Genomic DNA, 16743 nt, shown 5'->3' on the forward strand with positions numbered 1-16743 from the left:
TTGATGTTCTTGCCCTGGACGGAGAGGGCGTTGCGGGTGGCGGCGGGGCCGCAGTAGTAGAAGTTCGGCTGGGCCTCGTAGCGCACGTTCAGTTCCCGCTCGGCGGCCGGCTTGGCGGGCTTGGCGTCGGCGGCGTGGGCGGCGATGGCGGGGCCGGCGATGCCACCGGCGGTGGCGGCGACACCGGCGACGGTCAGGGCGGTGTTACGCAGAATGTCGGTACGCATGATGAAAGCCTTTCGTTCGGGGGTTACGCGACAGGCCCGCGAAAGGGGGGTGCGGGTGCCGCGTTCGAACTAGAGGGGAAAGTCTTGGGGGGTGCCCGGCGGCGTGGCCTGCTCGGGTGGCCCGGGGGTGTAACCATCCGGGGCTGGGGATCATTCCCCGGGTTCCCGGGGGACCGGGCCGGCGGCGCGGGGCCTGCTCGGCGGGTCCGGGGGATGTAACGACGGCCGGCGAGCGATCATTCCGCCGGGCCGACGACCCGTGATGACCGGGCCGGTGACCAGCGCGGGATGCCGCGCGGTCAGCCATGTACAACGCCCCGGGCCGGGGGGTCATTCCGCCGCCGGGTCGGCCCGGGCCCCGGGACGGCGCGGGATGAATCGGGCACCGCCCCACAGTGCGGTCCCAACCGAGCATCCACCCCCGCAGGGGTGGAACGCCATGGGTGTCAAAACCACCCCGAGACACCCACCGGCGCCACGGCGGGCGACGGGGCACCCGTTTGCTGCGCGGTTGTCCCAAGATGGGGGTCCCCTACGGTCGCGGCGCGGTGTGCCGCGGGCTGCGGGGAGCGGGGATCCCGGGCTCGGTCGGCCAGGGCACCTCCGGGGAACGGTGGAACGTGATCCCGGCGACGGCCCAGCGCGGGCCGTGCCCGGCCAGCCGCTCGCGGAACCCGGCCCAGTCGTGCGTCGCCCGGGGTGACCAGCCCAGCTCGGCGATGGCCGGCAGCCGGGGCAGCAGCAGGTACTCGATCTCGGCCAGCGAGGTGACCGACTCGGTCCAGAGCGGCGCCTCCACGCCGAGGATCGCCGCCCCGGGCACGTCGGCCAGGTGTGCCCCCGGGTCCCAGTCGTACGCCTTCCGCACGTCGGTCAGCCCGGCCCAGTCGTGCCCGATCGGGGTGTCCGGGGCGTACTTCATGTCCAGATAGGCGTGATTGGCGGGGGAGAGGATCAGGCGGGCGCCCCGGCGTACCGCGTCGGCCGTCACCGGGTCGTCGGCGTTGGTGCCCCACCACTGGAGCACCCGGCCCTCGGCGTGCCCGGCCGGGGCCAGCTGGTGCCAGCCGATGACGATCTTCCCGGTCGCCGCCACCAGCTCCTGGGCCCGTTCGATGAAGCCGTGGTAGGTGTCGGCGGGCACCTTGAACGCCTCGTCGCCGCCGATGTGCAGCCACGGCCCGGGGGTCAGCGCGGCCACCTCGCGCAGCACGTCGGCGACGAAGTCGTACGTCCGCTCGTCGGCGGGGTCGATGTAGCTGAACCCGACCTCGGTGCCGGTGTACGGCGGCGGCGCGATCTTGTCCGGTGCCAGCTCGGGGTACGCGACCAACGCCGCGTTGGTGTGCCCCGGCAGGTCGATCTCCGGTACGACGGTGACGTGCCGGCGGGCGGCGTGCCGGACGATCCGTAGGTAGTCGTTCTTGGTGTACCAGCCGCCGGGCCCGCCGCCCACCTCGGTGGTCCCGCCGACCTCGGTGAGCTTCGGCCAGGCGTCGACCGCGATCCGCCACCCCTGGTCGTCGGTGAGGTGGAGGTGCAGGTGGTTGAGCTTGTACCGGGCCAGGTGGTCGACTACCCGCAGCACGTCCTCAACCGGAAAGAAGTGCCGGGCCACGTCGAGCATCGCTCCCCGGTACGCGAACCGCGGGCGGTCGACGACGGCGCCGCCCGGCACCACCCAGCGCTCGGCGACGGGCGTGGCGCTCTCCACCGCCGCCGGCAGGAGCTGCCGCAGCGTCTGGACCCCGTGGAACAGGCCGGCCGGGGTGACGGCGGTGATCCGGATCCGGCTGGCGCTCACGTCGAGCCGATAGCCCTCGTCGCCGAGCGCCGCGCCGTCCAGGATCGCCGCGCCGGCCCGGACCGCCGGGTCCGCCGGGACGGTTGCGCCGGACAGGGTGAGCACGAGCAGGCCGTCGTGCTGGGCGGGGGCGGTGTCGGCGACCGGGAGCGGGTAGCCGGTCGCGGGGCGGAGCAGTTCGGCGAGCTGCTCGGCGACGTCCCGGGCGCCCGGGACGGCGTCGACCCGGATCACCGCGTCCGCGGGGAGCGTGAAGTCGGCCGTGGCGTCGGGCGCGACCAGCTCGGGGGCGGGTACCACGTCGCCCAGCCGTACCGGTGCGGGCGGGGCGAGCAGGTCACCCGCCGCCTGGGCGGCGACCCGGGCCAGCTCGGCGGCGGCTGGCTCCCGGGCGGCGAGGTCGACCCGGTCGAGCGGCTCGGGACCGGTCTCGGACGAGGCGGCGGGGGTGGTCGGCACGACGACTCCGGGGTGTATTTGCGTCGGATATGGCAAAGGTCAGGTTCAGCAGAACCAGTGCGGTCAAGAGTACGGGGGGAAGCGGAGTTGCACGATCGTGCTCGTGGAAACGTTCCCAAAAACCGGTGCGAACGCGGATAGTGGTGACGGCTGTGCCGATTGTCACCGAACGGTCCCAGGCCCCTCGAAGTTCGCTTAGCCTTCGCCCACCGAGCGCTGACGACACCGGATTACCGGTGGTCGGTCCCGGGGTATGTCCGAACTGAACCTTCGTTAAGTGTCACTTCCGGCGCGCGTGGGAGGCTCTGGTGGCAGCGCAGCAGATGGCGGAGAGCAAGTACGTCTACGACTTCGCCGAGGGCAACAAGGATCTCAAGGACCTGCTCGGCGGCAAGGGGGCCAACCTCGCCGAGATGACCAATCTCGGCCTGCCGGTCCCGCCCGGCTTCACCATCAGCACCGAGGCCTGCAAGGCGTACCTGGCGACCGGCCGGGAGCCGGACGGGCTGGCCGACCAGATCGAGGCGCACCTGGAGGCGCTGGAGCGGGAGATGGGCCGCAAGCTCGGCGACCCCGACGACCCGCTGCTGGTCTCGGTACGTTCCGGGGCCAAGTTCTCCATGCCCGGCATGATGGAGACGGTCCTCAACGTCGGCCTCAACGACCGCAGTGTCATCGGGCTGAGCAGGCAGGCCGGGGGCAGCGCCGGCTCGGCCGGCTCCGCCGGCGCGGACAGGTTCGCGTGGGACTCGTACCGCCGGCTGATCCAGATGTTCGGCAAGACCGTCTGCGAGGTGCCGGGCGAGGAGTTCGAGCACGCCATCGACGAGGCCAAACGGGCCAAGGGGACCACCAACGACCTCGACCTGGACGCGGACGACCTGCGCGGGCTGGTCGACACGTTCAAGAAGATCTTCGCCAAGCACACCGGGCGGGAGTTCCCGCAGGAGCCGCGGGAGCAGCTCGACCTGGCTATCCGCGCGGTCTTCGAGTCGTGGAACGCCGAGCGCGCGGTGGTCTACCGGCGGCAGGAGCGGATCCCGGCCGACCTGGGCACCGCGGTCAACGTGGTGGCCATGGTCTTCGGCAACCTCGGCCCGGACTCCGGCACCGGCGTCGCCTTCACCCGCGACCCGGCCAGCGGCGCGCAGGGCATCTACGGCGACTACCTGGCCAACGCCCAGGGCGAGGACGTGGTCGCCGGCATTCGCAACACCGTGCCGCTGCAGGAGCTGGAGCGGATCGACAAGAAGTCCTACGACGAGCTGCTCAGCTACATGGCCCGGCTCGAGGGGCACTACAAGGACCTCTGCGACATCGAGTTCACCATCGAGCGCGGCAAGCTCTGGATGCTCCAGACCCGGGTCGGCAAGCGGACCGCCGCCGCCGCGTTCGTCATCGCCGGGCAGCTGGTCGACGAGGGCCTGATCGACCTGGACGAGGCGCTGCACCGGGTCACCGGGGCGCAGCTCGCCCAGCTGATGTTCCCCCGGTTCAAGCTGGACCACGAGTTCGAGCCGGTGGCCAAGGGCATCGGCGCGTCGCCGGGCGCCGCCGTCGGCAAGGTGGTCTTCAGTTCGCCTCGGGCGGTCGAGCTGGCCGCCGGGGGCGAGGCGGTGATCCTGGTCCGCCGGGAGACCAACCCGGACGACCTCAACGGCATGATCGCCGCCCAGGGCATCCTCACCTCGCGCGGCGGCAAGACCAGCCACGCCGCGGTGGTGGCCCGGGGCATGGGCAAGACCTGCGTCTCCGGCGCGGACGAACTCGACGTCGACGTCCCGGCGAAGCGGTTCACCGTCGCCGGGCAGACCGTCAACGAGGGCGACGTCGTCTCCATCGACGGCACCACCGGGAAGGTCTACCTCGGCGAGGTGCCGGTCATGCCGTCCGAGGTGGTGCAGTACTTCGAGGGCACCCTGGACCCGGAGCAGGCCGACGACCCGCTGGTCCGGGCCGTACACCGGATCATGAGCCACGCCGACGCCAAGCGGCGGCTGCGGGTCCGGGCGAACGCCGACACCGGCGCGGACGCGGCGCGGGCGCGGCGGTTCGGCGCCGAGGGCATCGGCCTGTGCCGCACCGAGCACATGTTCCTCGGCGACCGGCGGGAGCTGGTGGAGCGGCTCATCCTCGCCGGCACCGACCGGGAGCGGGAGGACGCGCTGGCCGCGCTGCTGCCGCTGCAGCGGGCGGACTTCATCGAGATCTTCCGCGAGATGGCCGGCCTGCCGGTCACCGTACGGCTGATCGACCCGCCGCTGCACGAGTTCCTGCCGCCGCTGGAGCAGCTCGCGGTGAACGTCGCCGTCGCCCAGGAGCGCGGCGAGGACGTGGCCAAGGAGGAGGCGCTGCTCGCCGCCGTCCGGCGGATGCACGAGGAGAACCCGATGCTCGGCCTGCGCGGGGTGCGGCTCGGCCTGGTCATTCCCGGCCTGTTCGCCATGCAGGTCCGGGCGATCACCGAGGCCGCCGTCGAGGTCACCCGGGTCGGTGGGTCGGCCTGCCCGGAGATCATGGTCCCGCTGGTCGGCGCGGTGCAGGAGTTGGAGACGGTACGCGCGGAGGCCGAGAAGATCATCGCGGAGGTGGTCGGGGACAGCGGCGTCGAGGTGCTGATCGGCACGATGATCGAGGTGCCCCGGGCGGCGCTGACCGCCGGGCAGATCGCGGAGGCGGCGCAGTTCTTCTCCTTCGGCACCAACGACTTGACCCAGATGGGCTGGGGCTTCTCCCGCGACGACGTCGAGGGTGCCTTCTTCTGGCGCTACCTCGAGCTGGGCATCTTCGGCATCTCGCCGTTCGAGTCGATCGACCGGGACGGGGTCGGGCGGCTGGTCCGGATCGCCGCCGAGGAGGGCCGGGCCGCCCGTCCGGGGCTGAAGCTCGGCGTCTGCGGCGAGCACGGCGGCGACCCCGACTCGGTGCACTTCTTCCACGAGGTGGGCCTCGACTACGTCTCCTGCTCCCCGTTCCGGGTGCCGGTGGCCCGCCTGGAGGCCGGCCGCGCCGCGGTGGAGACCAGCGGCTCCGACTCCCGCTGACCGCCCGACCGTGATGATCATGAGGTTGGCGGCCGACGACTCCGGGTCAGCCGCCAACCTCATGATCGACCGGAGCCGCTGGGCACGCCGATCGGCGTGGCCGGGCGTAACCTGGGCTCGCCCGCGTACGTGTCGATCAGAAAGGGTGGCCGCATGAGCAGCGCCTGGGAGAACCTGACCGTGGACGCCCTGGACCCGTCGCGGCTCGCCCACTGGTGGGCGGAGGCACTCGGCTACCAGGTGGTCAGCGAGAAGCCGGACGAGGTGGAGATCCGCCGCGCGCCGGACCAGCTTCCCGGCATCGTCTTCGTACCGGTCACCGCGCCCAAGGAGGGCAAGAACCGGCTGCACATCGACCTGCGCCCGGAGAACCAGGAGGCGGAGGTCGAGCGGCTGGTCGACATGGGCGCCCGGCACGTGGACATCGGCCAGGGCGACGTCGGGTGGACGGTGCTGTCCGACCCGGAGGGCAACGAGTTCTGCGTACTGCGGCAGCGGGGATGACGGTTGGGCGCGGGCCCCGACGCTGACGACGCGGCGCTGAAGGCCGTCGACGACCCGGCGCGGGAGTCGGGCGACGACGCGGCGCGGCTGGTGGTCGAGGCGCCCAAGGACACCGGGTACGGACGGTCGCCGTACGAGCGCGACCGGGCGCGAGTGCTGCACTCGGCGGCGTTCCGCCGGCTCGCCGCGAAGACCCAGGTGCACACCGCGGGCACCGACGACTTCCTGCGTACCCGGCTGACCCACTCGCTGGAGGTGGCGCAGATCGCCCGGGAGATGGGCGCCCGGCTCGGCTGCGACCCGGACGTGGTGGACACCGCGGGGCTGGCGCACGACCTCGGCCACCCGCCCTTCGGGCACAACGGGGAGGCGGCGCTGGACGACCTCGCCGCCGGGTGCGGCGGCTTCGAGGGCAACGCCCAGACGCTGCGGGTGCTCACCCGGCTGGAGGCCAAGGTGCTCGCCCCGGACGGCCGTTCCGTGGGGCTCAACCTGACCCGGGCCGCACTCGACGCGGTCAGCAAGTACCCCTGGGAACGCCGCCCCGGCGAGCGCAAGTTCGGGGTGTACGCCGACGAGCGTCCGGTCTTCGACTGGCTGCGCGCCGGCTCCCCGCCCGGCCGGCGGCGCTGCCTGGAGGCGCAGGTGATGGACTGGGCCGACGACGTCGCGTACTCGGTGCACGACGTGGAGGACGGCATCCACGGCGGGTACGTCAGCCTGCGGCCGCTGCTGGCCGACCCGGACGAACGGCGGGCGCTCTGCGCCGACGTGGCGGCGGCGTACTCCGGGGAGGCCCCCGAGGACCTGCACGAGGTGCTGGTCGAACTGCTCGCCGAGCCGGCGCTCGCCCCGCTCGCCGCGTACGACGGCAGCCACCGTGCCCTCGCCGCGCTGAAGGCGACCACCAGCATGCTCACCGGTCACTTCGTCGCCACCGTGGTGGCCGCCACCCAGGAGCGCCACGGCCCCGGCCCGCACCGCCGGTACGCGGCCGACCTGCTGGTGCCGCGCCGGATCCGGGCCCAGTGCGCGCTGCTCAAGGGCATCGCGCTGCGCTACGTCATGCGCCGTCCCGGCGCCGCCACCCGGTACGCGCAGCAGCAGGAGATCCTCGCCGAGCTGGTCGCCGCCCTGGTCGACCGGGCACCGGACGGCCTCGACCCGGTCTTCGCCCCGCTGTGGCGCGACGCCCCGGACGACGCCGCCCGCCTCCGGGTGGTGATCGACCAGGTGGCCTCGCTCACCGACCCGGGGGCCCTGTCCTGGCACCTCCGCCTGGCCCGCACCTGACCCACCCGGGTGAGGGGCACGGGCCGAGGTGGAGTGCGGGGTGACTTAGGTTAGCCTAAGTGACATGACGGAGCGCCCGAAGAAGGTCACCGCCGCCACGGTCGTACGGACCGAGCGGCCCACCCCGCACCTGATCCGGCTGGTGCTCGGCGGCGATGAGCTGGCCGGCCTGCCGGTGGGCGCGTACACCGACCACTACGTCAAGTTCCTCTTCCCACCGGCCGGGGTGGTCTACCCGCACCCCACCGACCTGGCCACCATCAAGCGGGAGTTCCCGGCCGAGCAGTGGCCGCGGCTGCGCGCGTACACCGTGCGGGCCTGGGACGCGACGGCGGGTGAGCTGACGATCGACGTGGTGCACCACGGCGACGAGGGGCTGGCCGGGCCGTGGGCGGCCGCGCTGCGCCCGGGTGACCGGGTGTTCTTCACCGGCCCCGGTGGGGCGTACGCGCCGGACCCGACGGCCGACTGGCACCTGCTGGCCGGCGACGAGAGCGCGCTGCCGGCGATCGCCGCCGCGTGCGAGCGGCTGCCGGCCGGTGCCCGGGCGGTGGTCTTCGTCGAGGTCGACGGCCCGGCCGACGAACTGCCGCTGACCAGTCCGGGCGCGGTCGAGCTGCACTGGCTGCACCGGGCCGGGCGCCCGGTGGGGGAGGCGCTGGTGGCGGCGGTCCGGGCGCTGGACTTCCCGGCCGGCCGGGTGCACGCCTTCGTGCACGGCGAGGCAGCTGCGGTCAAGGAGCTGCGCCGGCTGCTGCGCGTCGAGCGCGGGGTGCCCCGGGAGGGGCTCTCCATCTCCGGCTACTGGCGGCGCGGCCTGGACGACGAGGGCTGGCGCTCCACCAAGCGCGCCTGGAACGCCGAGGTCGAGGCCGAGGAGTCCGTCGCCCTTCCCGCCTGACCGCCGAGGGGCGGCCAGCCGCACACCGGAGCGCCGGTGACCCGCTGGTTCCATCGTCGCGCCCGGTGACCTGTCGGGCTCCCGTCGGGAGCGGGTGTACTCCAAAATGTAGTAGACCTGCTACATTTCGCGGTAGTGATCCGTCAATCTCGGGGGTTGGCCATGACCGCGGTCGAACTACCCGGAGTCGCCGCGACTCCGCACCCGCCCGACGAGGGCCTGGTCCTCGACGTCCGCGACCTGCGCATGCGGTACGGCACCGTCGACGTGCTGCACGGGGTCGACTTCACCGCCCGGCGCGGCGAGGTGCTCGCCCTGCTCGGGCCCAACGGTGCCGGCAAGACCACCACCATCGAGGTCCTGGAGGGCTTCCGGATGCGTTCGGCGGGCGAGGTCCGCGTCCTCGGGGTCGACCCGGGCCGGGGCGACGAGCGCTGGCGCGCCCGGATGGGGGTGGTGCTCCAGTCCTGGCGGGACCACGGCAAGTGGCGGGTCCGGGACCTGCTGGCCCACCTCGGCGACTTCTACGCGCCGTACTCCACCGATCGGATCCGCCGGCCCTGGCCGATCGACGAACTGCTCGAGACGGTGGGCCTCACCCCACACGCGGGCAAGCGGGTGCAGCGGCTCTCCGGCGGCCAGCGCCGCCGGCTCGACGTGGCGGTCGGCATCGTGGGCCGTCCGGAACTGCTCTTCCTGGACGAGCCGACGGTCGGCTTCGACCCCGCCGCCCGGCGCGAGTTCCACGAGCTGGTGCACCGGCTCGCCGACCTGGACGAGACGACCATCCTGCTCACCACGCACGACCTGGACGAGGCGGAGAAGCTCGCCGACCGGATCCTCATCCTGGCCGGTGGCCGGATCATCGCCGACGGGTCGCCGGACGCGCTGGCCCGCCGGGTCGCCGCGGACGCGGAGATCCGGTGGACGCGGGACGGGGAGCGGTTCGTGCACTCCGCCGCCGACGCCACCGGCTTCGTCCGGGACCTGCTGCGGCAGTACGGCGACGAGGTGCAGGAGCTGGAGGTCCGCCGGGCCAGCCTGGAGGACGCGTACATGGCACTGGTGCACGAAGAGGAATCCGGAGCCCGGACCGGCGCCGCCGTCCGGGTGTGGCAGCAGGGGAGCCAGCGATGAATCCGACCAGCGCGGCCGTTCGGGCCGGCTTCCGGCGCGGCGTGATCGAGTTGCGCAACAGCTTCGCCAACGCCCAGGACCTGTGGAACTACTTCTTCCCCACGGCCGTGCTACTGGTCACGATGTTCTTCATGCGCGGCGCCACCGTGCCCGGCACCGACTTCTCCCTCGGCGCACGTACGCTGCCCAGCGCGCTGGGCATGGGGCTGGCCTTCGGCGGCCTGCTCGGCCTGGCTCAGCAGCTCATCGTCGACCGGGAGGACGGCACCCTGCTGCGCGCGAAGGCGACGCCGAACGGCATGCTCGGCTACCTGATCGGGAAGATCGTCCTGCTCTCGGCGGTGTCGCTGATCGGGCTGGTCCTCCAGCTCACCCCGGGGCTGTTCTTCCTGGACGGCCTCCGCATCACCGACGGCGGGGCCTGGCTCGCGCTGGCCTGGCTGGTGCCGCTCGGGCTGGTGGCGACGCTGCCGCTGGGCGCGGTGATCGGCTCGCTGATCGAGAACCCCCGCAACATGGGCCTGGTGGTGCTGCCGGTCTTCGGCCTCATCGCGCTCTCCGGCATCTTCTACCCGATCAACGGCTACCCGGGCTGGCTCCAGGCCGTCGCCCAGGCCTTCCCGATCTACTGGCTAGGGTTGGGGATGCGCTCGGCGCTGCTGCCGGACAGCCTGGCCGCGGTCGAGCTGGGCGGGTCCTGGCGGCACCTGGAGACACTCGGCGTGCTCGGCCTCTGGGCGGTGGCCGGGTTGCTGCTCGCGCCGGCCGTGCTGCGCCGGATGGCCCGCCGCGAGTCCGGTTCCCGCGTTGCGGCGCGCCGGGAAAAGGCCATGCAGCGGTCGGCGATGTGAGAGGAAGCCGATGAGTGAGACCGTGCACAACCGGATCGCGGTGCTGCGCGCCGAGCGGGGCATCTCCCGTCGGCAGCTCGCCGACGCGCTGGGCGTGCACTACCAGACGGTCGGCTACCTGGAGCGGGGCGAGTTCCGGCCCAGCCTGCACCTGGCGCTGCGGATCGCGGCGTACTTCGAGGTGCCGGTCGAGGTGGTCTTCTCGATCGAGCCGTTCCCCCGCATCGGCGACAGCCCCGCGCAGCCACGAAAGGAAGGACCCCTTATTAACCCTATGCGTTAACAGGGGGCCCTTCCTTTCGCGGGCGCCACACGCGCGTGGCCCCGACCGCCGGATCGTCCGTGGGGCAGGGCAGGATGTACGCCGAGGAGGTGGCGGAGATGGCGGGGCGGATTCGGGACGAGGACATCGCGCTGGTCCGCGAGCGCACCTCGATCGCCGAGGTCATCTCCGACACGGTCACCCTGAAGTCGGCCGGCGGCGGCAACCTCAAGGGCCTGTGCCCGTTCCACGACGAGAAGAGCCCGTCGTTCAACGTCTCGCCCGCCCGCAACGTCTGGTACTGCTTCGGCTGCGGGGCCGGCGGCGACGCGATCAAGTTCCTGATGGACGCCGAGCACCTGAGCTTCGTCGAGTCCGTCGAGCGGCTCGCCGCCCGTGCCGGCATCCAGCTGCGCTACGTCGAGGACGACCGGTCGGCCCCGCGGAGCCGGCCGCAGCAGGGGCAGCGGCAGCGCCTCGTCGCCGCGCACGCCGCCGCCGTGGAGTTCTACCGCGCCCAGCTCACCACGGCCGGTGCTCGGCCCGCCCGGGAGTTCCTGGCCCAGCGCGGCTTCGACCGGGCGGCCGCCGAGCGGTACGGCTGCGGCTTCGCCCCGGACGCCTGGGACCTGCTCACCAAGCACCTGCGCCAGCAGGGCTTCACCCATGACGAGCTGGTCACCGCCGGGCTGTCCCGCCCGTCCCGCTCGGGCACCCTGATCGACCGGTTCCGCCGGCGGCTGCTCTGGCCGATCCGCGACCTCACCGGCGACGTCATCGGCTTCGGCGCCCGCAAGCTCTTCGACGACGACGACGGCCCGAAGTACCTCAACACCCCCGAGACGCCGATCTACAAGAAGTCCCACGTGCTCTACGGCATCGACCAGGCCAAGCGGGAGATCGCCAAGCAGGGCAAGGTGGTCGTGGTCGAGGGTTACACCGACGTGATGGCCTGCCACCTGGCCGGCGTACCGACCGCGGTGGCCAGCTGCGGCACCTCGTTCGGCGCGGACCACATCTCCGTCCTCCGGCGGGTGCTCTTCGACAGCGACGAGCGAGCCGGCGAGATCATCTTCACCTTCGACGGGGACGCCGCCGGGCAGAAGGCCGCGCTGCGCGCCTTCGAGGACGACCAGCGCTTCGTCGGGCGTACCTTCATCGCGGTCAGCCCGGACAACATGGACCCGTGCGAGCTGCGCCTGGCCAAGGGTGACCTGGCCGTCCGTGACCTGGTCGCCCGCCGCGAGCCGCTGGTCGACTTCGCGCTCCGCCACGCGATCAACCGGTACGACCTGGACACCGTCGACGGCCGGGTGGAGGCGATGCGCCGGGCCGCGCCGCTGGTCGCCAAGATCAAAGACCGGGAGAAGCGCCCCGAGTACGTCCGCAAGCTCGCCGGCGACCTCGGCATGGAGATCGAGCCGGTGCAGCGCGCGGTGCTGGCCGCCGCGTCCGGGCCGCCGGCCGGCGAGGCGCCTGCCCCGGCCCGCTCCCGATCGGCCGCGCCGGCGCTGGACAGCCCCCAGTCGCTGGTCGAACGGGAGGCGCTGAAGCTCGCCCTCCAGGAGCCGGTGCTGGCCGGTCCGATGTTCGACGTGGTCGAGGCGGGGGAGTACCGGCACCCGGTGCACGTGGCGGTCCGGGCGGCGATCGCCGCGGCCGGCGGGGTGGCGGCGGCCACCGGCGGGGCGGTCTGGATCGAGCAGGTCCGTGACGGCTGCGCCGACCTGGCGGCCCAGGCGCTCGTCGGGGAACTGGCCGTCGAGCCGCTGCGTATCGACGGCGAGCCCGACCCCCGCTATGTCACGGTGACCCTGGCCCAGCTCCAGTGGGGCTCCGTCACCGGCCGGATCAAGGACCTCAAGTCGAAGATCCAGCGGATCAACCCGGTCAGCAACAAGGACGAGTACTTCGCCCTCTTCGGCGAGCTGCTCTCGTTGGAGCAGCACGCGCGGGCGCTACGCGAGCAGGCCGCCGGAGGACTGTGATGGGGCTCTTCAACCGCAGGTCGAAGCTGCCGCCCGCCGCCCGGCCGCCGCTGGCGGCGCAGGAGCGGGTGCTCGCCTGGGCCGGCGCCGGCAACGGCGAGGGCGACGGCGTGGTGGTCGCCAGCAACCTCGGGCTCTGGCTGCCCGGCCGGGGGCACCGGATCGGCTGGCACGACATCCTCAAGGCGGTCTGGTCCGGCCGGGAGCTGACCGTCACCCCGGCCGAGCGGGTCGCCGAGCGCGACGGCTACCTGGTCGTCGCCGACTGCCCGGCCGAGACCTACCTCCTGCTCGACCCGGGTGACCTGCCGCACCAGGTGCGGATCCGGGTGACCCGCTCGGTCGCGTACACCGCGCACCACCCGGTGCCCGGCGGGGCCGGCCGGATCGCGGCCCGCCGGACGCCCGGAGTGGACGGTCTGACCTGGACGGTCCGCTACGACCCGGGCACGCCCGCCGACGACGAGGCGGTGGCGGCCGAGACCGGGCGGCTGGTCGCCGCCGCCCAGGCCGCCGCCGCCCCGGCGGACCTCTGACCGTCAGCCGCCGCGGTGGCGGCCGGACGGGGGTTAACCGGTCGAGGTTGTCGGACCGGGCGGCTAGGGTCGGCCGGTGACCACTGCTCGACCTCTCATCCAGGCGCGGGGGCTGGTGAAGCGGTTCGGCGACTTCACCGCCGTCGACGGCATCGACGTCGAGGTGCGCCCCGGCGAGGCGTTCGGCTTTCTCGGGCCGAACGGTGCCGGCAAGTCCTCCACCATGCGGATGATCGGCTGCGTCTCGCCGCCCTCCGGCGGGGAGTTGCGCATCCTCGACCTGGACCCGGTCCGTGACGGGCCGGCGATCCGGGCCCGGCTGGGCGTCTGCCCGCAGCTCGACAGCCTCGACCCGGAGCTGACCGTCCGGGAAAACCTCACCACCTACGCCCGCTACTTCGGCATCCCGCGCCGGGTGGCCCGCGAGCGGGCCGCCGAGCTGCTCGACTTCGTCCAGCTCGCCGAGCGGGCCGAGAGCAAGGTGGAGCCGCTGTCCGGCGGCATGAAGCGCCGGCTGACCATCGCCCGCGCGCTGGTGAACGACCCGGCGATCGTCCTGCTCGACGAGCCCACCACCGGGCTCGACCCGCAGGCCCGCCACCTGGTCTGGGAGCGGCTGTTCCGGCTCAAGCAGCAGGGCGTGACCCTGGTGCTCACCACGCACTACATGGACGAGGCCGAGCAGCTCTGCGACCGGCTGGTGGTGATGGACGGTGGCCGGATCGTGGCCGAGGGCTCGCCACGTGCCCTGATCGAGGAGCACTCCACCCGGGAGGTGGTGGAGCTGCGCTTCGCCGCCGAGTCGCAGGAGGTCTTCGCCGGCAAGCTGAGCGGGCTGGGGGAGCGGCTCGAGGTGCTGCCCGACCGGATCCTGCTCTACGTCGCCGACGGCGACGCGGCGGCGGCCGAGGTGACCGCGCGCGGCCTCGTCCCGGCCAGCGTCCTGGTCCGGCGCAGCAGCCTGGAGGACGTCTTCCTCCACCTCACCGGCCGCACCCTGATCGACTGAGCCCGCCACCCCACCCATCTCGCGGGATCCACCGCCGGGTGCACGGCCCGGCCGGACGCCGAGCCGTGCGCTGCGGCGGCTACGACCGGGCCCCGTACGTCAGCCGGCGCAGCACGATCTCGGCGGGACCGGCCTGGCCACGCCGGTCGAGGAGACGGGCGAGCAGGACGGTGGCGAACCACACGGCGACAGCGATGACCAGGCCCGCCACCGTGGGGCTGCCGAACCGGTCGCCGAGGGCGAGCGTGAAGGGAGCCAGCAGGACGAGCCAGGCCACCGACTGGAACAGGTATCCCGACAGGGAGCGCTGGCCCAGGGCCGCTAGCGCGCCGACGACCGGAGCCGACCGGTTGGCCCTCATCGCGATCAGGCCGAAGACGGCCACGTAACCCGGGCCGGCGAACATACCGCTGGCGCCGTGGAGCATCAGCATCAAGCCGGCGACCGGCTCGTCGACGTGCAGCCATCCGGCGCTCACCAGGGCGGCCGGGAGACCTCCGGCGATGGCGACGCCGAGTCCGACAACGGCGGTCCACTTGAGCATGGTCTGGTGGCGGGCGGGCTCTTCGAGGACGCGGCGGCGGGCGGCCCACATGCCCAGCCAGGTGATGAAGATGAAGGGCAGGACCCTCAGCGTGTGCATCGGCCATTCGCCGAGGCGGTCCAGCATGGACGCGACGTACCCGGGCGCGGCGAGGGAGTCGACGTGGCCGACCGGCAGCGGGGCCGACCCTCCCGGACCTCCGAGCATGCCGCTCACCACGATGGCGCCGAGCACCAGGATCTCGACCGCCGACAGCGCCCAGAGCACCAACACGATCCGGTGGAACCGGTCGCCGCGGCGCAGCAGTACCAGGGTCATCACGATTCCGACGATCCCGTAGGCGCCGAGGAAGTCGCCGTAGTACAGCAGGGCGGCGTGCGCGAAGCCGAAGACGACGAGCCAGAGGTTGCGGCGTACCAGCACCGAGCGGACCCGCTTCGGCGTCGCGCCGCCGGCCTCCTGGCGGCGGGCGAGCTGGACGATGCCGTAGCCGAACATCACGGCGAAGACCGGATACCCGCGGGCGTGGGCGAGTTCGAAGAGCAGGAAGTTCAGGCCGCGCTCGGCGCCCTGCGGCGTCGCGTCGAGACCCGGCTCGCCTGCGAAGACAACTCCGGCGACGTTGGCCACCGCGATGATCAGCAGCATCGCTCCCCGGGCCAGATCCGGTGCGAGGGCGCGCTCGGTACGCCGGACGGGCCCGCGCAATGTCAGGGGTGCGGCGGCAGTGCTCATGTTCGTCCCTCTCCTCCGGCCACTTAGTTTCACGGACAAAGTATCAGACATATACTAATGCCGTCTGGCAAGATGGTGCGTGGTCTTCGCAAGGGCGAACGAGGGGGCTATGACCAGCGACGACGTCATTCCGGCGCCCCTGCGCCGGCTGTGGAGGTTGCCGGAGTCCTCGCGTCTCGGGCGGCCCGCGGCCCTCGACGTCGACCGCATCGTCGCCGCCGCCGTGGAGATCGCCGACCGCGACGGGCTCGGCGGCGTGACGCTACCCAAGGTCGCCGAGAGCCTCGGCTTCACCGGGATGTCGCTCTACCGGCACGTCGGGTCCAAGGACGAACTGCTCACCCTCATGGCCGACCACGCCCTCGGCGCCCCACCCGACCTCGACACCGACGACTGGCGCGACGGGCTGCGCGAGTGGGCCTACGCCCAGCGCGCAGTGTTGCAGCGTCGCCCGTGGCTGACCCGCGTGCCCACCTCCGGACCGCCCTCCGGGCCGCACCAGATCGCCTGGATGGAGGTCGCCCTGAAGATCATGTCCCGCACCCGCCTCGACTGGGCCAACAAGGTCGGCGCCCTGATGCTGATCAGTGGTTACGTGGTCCAGTCGGTGCGGCAGTACCGTGAACTCGCCGAGGGCAGAGCCGAAGGCCAGGGACAGGCCGACGCCGAGCGCGACTACGGCCGCGCGATGGCCCGGCTCGTCGACCCCGCACGCTTCCCGGAGACCGCCCGCCTGTTCTCCTCGATGCTGTTCGAGGCGCCACCACCGGACACCCCGAACACGGAGATCGCCGACGCCGACTTCTCGCTCGGGCTCGAACTGATCCTCGACGGCGTCGCGGTCCGAATCGGGCCGTGATTTGTGACAGCTCAGCTGCCCTTCTCTCGGCGTGTCGGCCAGCTGAGCTGCCAACCATCACGATTGATCACGCGCTCTGGCCCAGGTGAGGAAACGGTTGGTCAGGGCCTCCGGGGTGGGCTGGGCGTTCAGGTCGGCGAGGTCGGCCATCGCGTCGTACATCAGCGTGCCGAGGTAGATCAGCAGGGCGGCCCGGTTCTCGCGGTACTCGCCGAGCAGCGACAGCCGGGCCGGAGAGCACGGCCACGCGGCCCCGCACACCCGGCAACGCCACGACGGGCGGACCGCGACGTGCGGGCGGTAGCGGGGCATCAGCTCAGGCCCTCCTCGGCCCGGCGCGGCGACGGCAGGTGGCGGCCCCCGTTCGCCCGCCACTCCTGCGCGCGGGTCAGCCGCCCCGGGCGCCCCGGGCCGTCGACCGGGAACACCTCCGTCGGGGCGGTCGCCCACGCCGGCCGCTCGTTCGGCGTACGCCGGGGGAGCGCGGTGGGTGGCGTCGGGCGCGCGCAGCGCCAGAACCTGAGTCGCATGATGGAGCCTCCGTGAGGTTGGAGGGAGGCGCCCCCGGACGCCGTTGTCGCAGGACGCCT

15 protein-coding genes and 1 pseudogene are annotated in these 16743 nt (G+C 72.8%); 11 read left to right on the forward strand and 5 right to left on the reverse strand.

Annotation, left to right across the window (positions count from 1 at the left end; all coding sequences use genetic code 11):
* Both ABZ570_RS05770 and ABZ570_RS05775 read right to left on the reverse strand, forming a co-directional pair.
* Window positions 1-227 (reverse strand): annotated as a pseudogene (locus ABZ570_RS05770) (phytochelatin synthase); the annotation flags it as partial.
* Window positions 228-759: 532 nt separating this feature from the next.
* Window positions 760-2490 (reverse strand): beta-N-acetylhexosaminidase, encoded by a 1731-nt coding sequence (locus ABZ570_RS05775; protein WP_358057362.1) that lies wholly within the window; start codon window positions 2488-2490, stop codon window positions 760-762.
* A gap of 308 nt (window positions 2491-2798) precedes the next feature.
* Here ABZ570_RS05775 and ppdK point away from each other — a divergent pair, with 308 nt between their 5' ends.
* From ppdK to ABZ570_RS05825, 10 genes are all read left to right on the forward strand, one after another.
* Window positions 2799-5534 (forward strand): pyruvate, phosphate dikinase, encoded by a 2736-nt coding sequence (gene ppdK / locus ABZ570_RS05780; RefSeq protein WP_358057365.1) that lies wholly within the window; start codon window positions 2799-2801, stop codon window positions 5532-5534.
* Window positions 5535-5687: 153 nt separating this feature from the next.
* Window positions 5688-6038, forward strand: coding sequence for a VOC family protein (locus ABZ570_RS05785; protein ID WP_358057368.1), 351 nt, complete (start codon window positions 5688-5690; stop codon window positions 6036-6038).
* A gap of 36 nt (window positions 6039-6074) precedes the next feature.
* On the forward strand, window positions 6075-7331 hold the full coding sequence (locus ABZ570_RS05790) for a deoxyguanosinetriphosphate triphosphohydrolase (RefSeq protein ID WP_358057590.1): 1257 nt from the start codon (window positions 6075-6077) through the stop codon (window positions 7329-7331).
* A gap of 64 nt (window positions 7332-7395) precedes the next feature.
* Window positions 7396-8232 carry a siderophore-interacting protein gene (locus ABZ570_RS05795; RefSeq protein WP_358057371.1) on the forward strand — a complete coding sequence of 279 codons (837 nt, stop codon included), beginning with the start codon at window positions 7396-7398 and terminating at the stop codon, window positions 8230-8232.
* 246 nt (window positions 8233-8478) lie between these two features.
* Window positions 8479-9369, forward strand: a complete 891-nt coding sequence (locus ABZ570_RS05800) for an ABC transporter ATP-binding protein (protein ID WP_358057593.1) — start codon at window positions 8479-8481, stop codon at window positions 9367-9369.
* Window positions 9366-10220 (forward strand): ABC transporter permease, encoded by an 855-nt coding sequence (locus ABZ570_RS05805; RefSeq protein ID WP_358057374.1) that lies wholly within the window; start codon window positions 9366-9368, stop codon window positions 10218-10220. Before ABZ570_RS05800 ends, ABZ570_RS05805 begins: the two co-directional genes overlap by 4 nt.
* Window positions 10221-10230: 10 nt before the next feature.
* Window positions 10231-10503 carry a helix-turn-helix transcriptional regulator gene (locus ABZ570_RS05810; RefSeq protein ID WP_358057377.1) on the forward strand — a complete coding sequence of 91 codons (273 nt, stop codon included), beginning with the start codon at window positions 10231-10233 and terminating at the stop codon, window positions 10501-10503.
* Window positions 10504-10577: 74 nt separating this feature from the next.
* Window positions 10578-12470 carry a DNA primase gene (gene dnaG, locus ABZ570_RS05815; RefSeq protein ID WP_358057596.1) on the forward strand — a complete coding sequence of 631 codons (1893 nt, stop codon included), beginning with the start codon at window positions 10578-10580 and terminating at the stop codon, window positions 12468-12470.
* Entirely contained in the window at window positions 12470-13006 is a 537-nt protein-coding gene (locus ABZ570_RS05820) for a hypothetical protein (protein ID WP_358057380.1), read from the forward strand. Before dnaG ends, ABZ570_RS05820 begins: the two co-directional genes overlap by 1 nt.
* A gap of 76 nt (window positions 13007-13082) precedes the next feature.
* Window positions 13083-14015, forward strand: coding sequence for an ABC transporter ATP-binding protein (locus tag ABZ570_RS05825; RefSeq protein WP_358057383.1), 933 nt, complete (start codon window positions 13083-13085; stop codon window positions 14013-14015).
* 79 nt (window positions 14016-14094) lie between these two features.
* On the opposite strand, the gene ABZ570_RS05830 is transcribed toward ABZ570_RS05825, so the two are convergent.
* Window positions 14095-15294 carry a DUF418 domain-containing protein gene (locus ABZ570_RS05830; RefSeq protein WP_358057386.1) on the reverse strand — a complete coding sequence of 400 codons (1200 nt, stop codon included), beginning with the start codon at window positions 15292-15294 and terminating at the stop codon, window positions 14095-14097.
* A 109-nt stretch (window positions 15295-15403) separates the two neighbouring features.
* Between ABZ570_RS05830 and ABZ570_RS05835 the strand changes: the two genes are divergently transcribed.
* On the forward strand, window positions 15404-16153 hold the full coding sequence (locus tag ABZ570_RS05835) for a TetR/AcrR family transcriptional regulator (RefSeq protein WP_358057389.1): 750 nt from the start codon (window positions 15404-15406) through the stop codon (window positions 16151-16153).
* Window positions 16154-16210: 57 nt separating this feature from the next.
* Here the strand turns inward: ABZ570_RS05835 and ABZ570_RS05840 are convergent, their stop codons facing one another.
* Both ABZ570_RS05840 and ABZ570_RS05845 read right to left on the reverse strand, forming a co-directional pair.
* Window positions 16211-16465: a flavin reductase gene (locus ABZ570_RS05840; protein ID WP_358057392.1), complete on the reverse strand. Its 255-nt coding sequence runs from the start codon at window positions 16463-16465 to the stop codon at window positions 16211-16213.
* Entirely contained in the window at window positions 16465-16683 is a 219-nt protein-coding gene (locus ABZ570_RS05845; RefSeq protein ID WP_358057395.1) for a hypothetical protein, read from the reverse strand. The genes ABZ570_RS05840 and ABZ570_RS05845 overlap by 1 nt, the downstream gene beginning before the upstream one ends.
* Between the last annotated feature and the right edge of the window lie 60 nt (window positions 16684-16743).

The sequence above is a fragment of the Micromonospora sp. NPDC007271 genome (assembly GCF_040634005.1).
GTDB lineage: Bacteria > Actinomycetota > Actinomycetes > Mycobacteriales > Micromonosporaceae > Micromonospora.

Excerpts from the sequence above, each read along its gene's own strand:
- ABZ570_RS05840 (WP_358057392.1), bottom strand. The coding sequence starts at position 16,465 with ATGCCCCGCTACCGCCCGCACGTCGCGGTCCGCCCGTCGTGGCGTTGC.
- ABZ570_RS05805 (WP_358057374.1), top strand. The coding sequence starts at position 9,366 with ATGAATCCGACCAGCGCGGCCGTTCGGGCCGGCTTCCGGCGCGGCGTG.
- ABZ570_RS05795 (WP_358057371.1), top strand. The coding sequence starts at position 7,396 with ATGACGGAGCGCCCGAAGAAGGTCACCGCCGCCACGGTCGTACGGACC.
- dnaG (WP_358057596.1), top strand. The coding sequence starts at position 10,578 with ATGTACGCCGAGGAGGTGGCGGAGATGGCGGGGCGGATTCGGGACGAG.
- ABZ570_RS05785 (WP_358057368.1), top strand. The coding sequence starts at position 5,688 with ATGAGCAGCGCCTGGGAGAACCTGACCGTGGACGCCCTGGACCCGTCG.
- ABZ570_RS05830 (WP_358057386.1), bottom strand. The coding sequence starts at position 15,294 with ATGAGCACTGCCGCCGCACCCCTGACATTGCGCGGGCCCGTCCGGCGT.
- ABZ570_RS05810 (WP_358057377.1), top strand. The coding sequence starts at position 10,231 with ATGAGTGAGACCGTGCACAACCGGATCGCGGTGCTGCGCGCCGAGCGG.
- ABZ570_RS05835 (WP_358057389.1), top strand. The coding sequence starts at position 15,404 with ATGACCAGCGACGACGTCATTCCGGCGCCCCTGCGCCGGCTGTGGAGG.
- ABZ570_RS05820 (WP_358057380.1), top strand. The coding sequence starts at position 12,470 with ATGGGGCTCTTCAACCGCAGGTCGAAGCTGCCGCCCGCCGCCCGGCCG.
- ABZ570_RS05800 (WP_358057593.1), top strand. The coding sequence starts at position 8,479 with ATGCGGTACGGCACCGTCGACGTGCTGCACGGGGTCGACTTCACCGCC.
- ABZ570_RS05845 (WP_358057395.1), bottom strand. The coding sequence starts at position 16,683 with ATGCGACTCAGGTTCTGGCGCTGCGCGCGCCCGACGCCACCCACCGCG.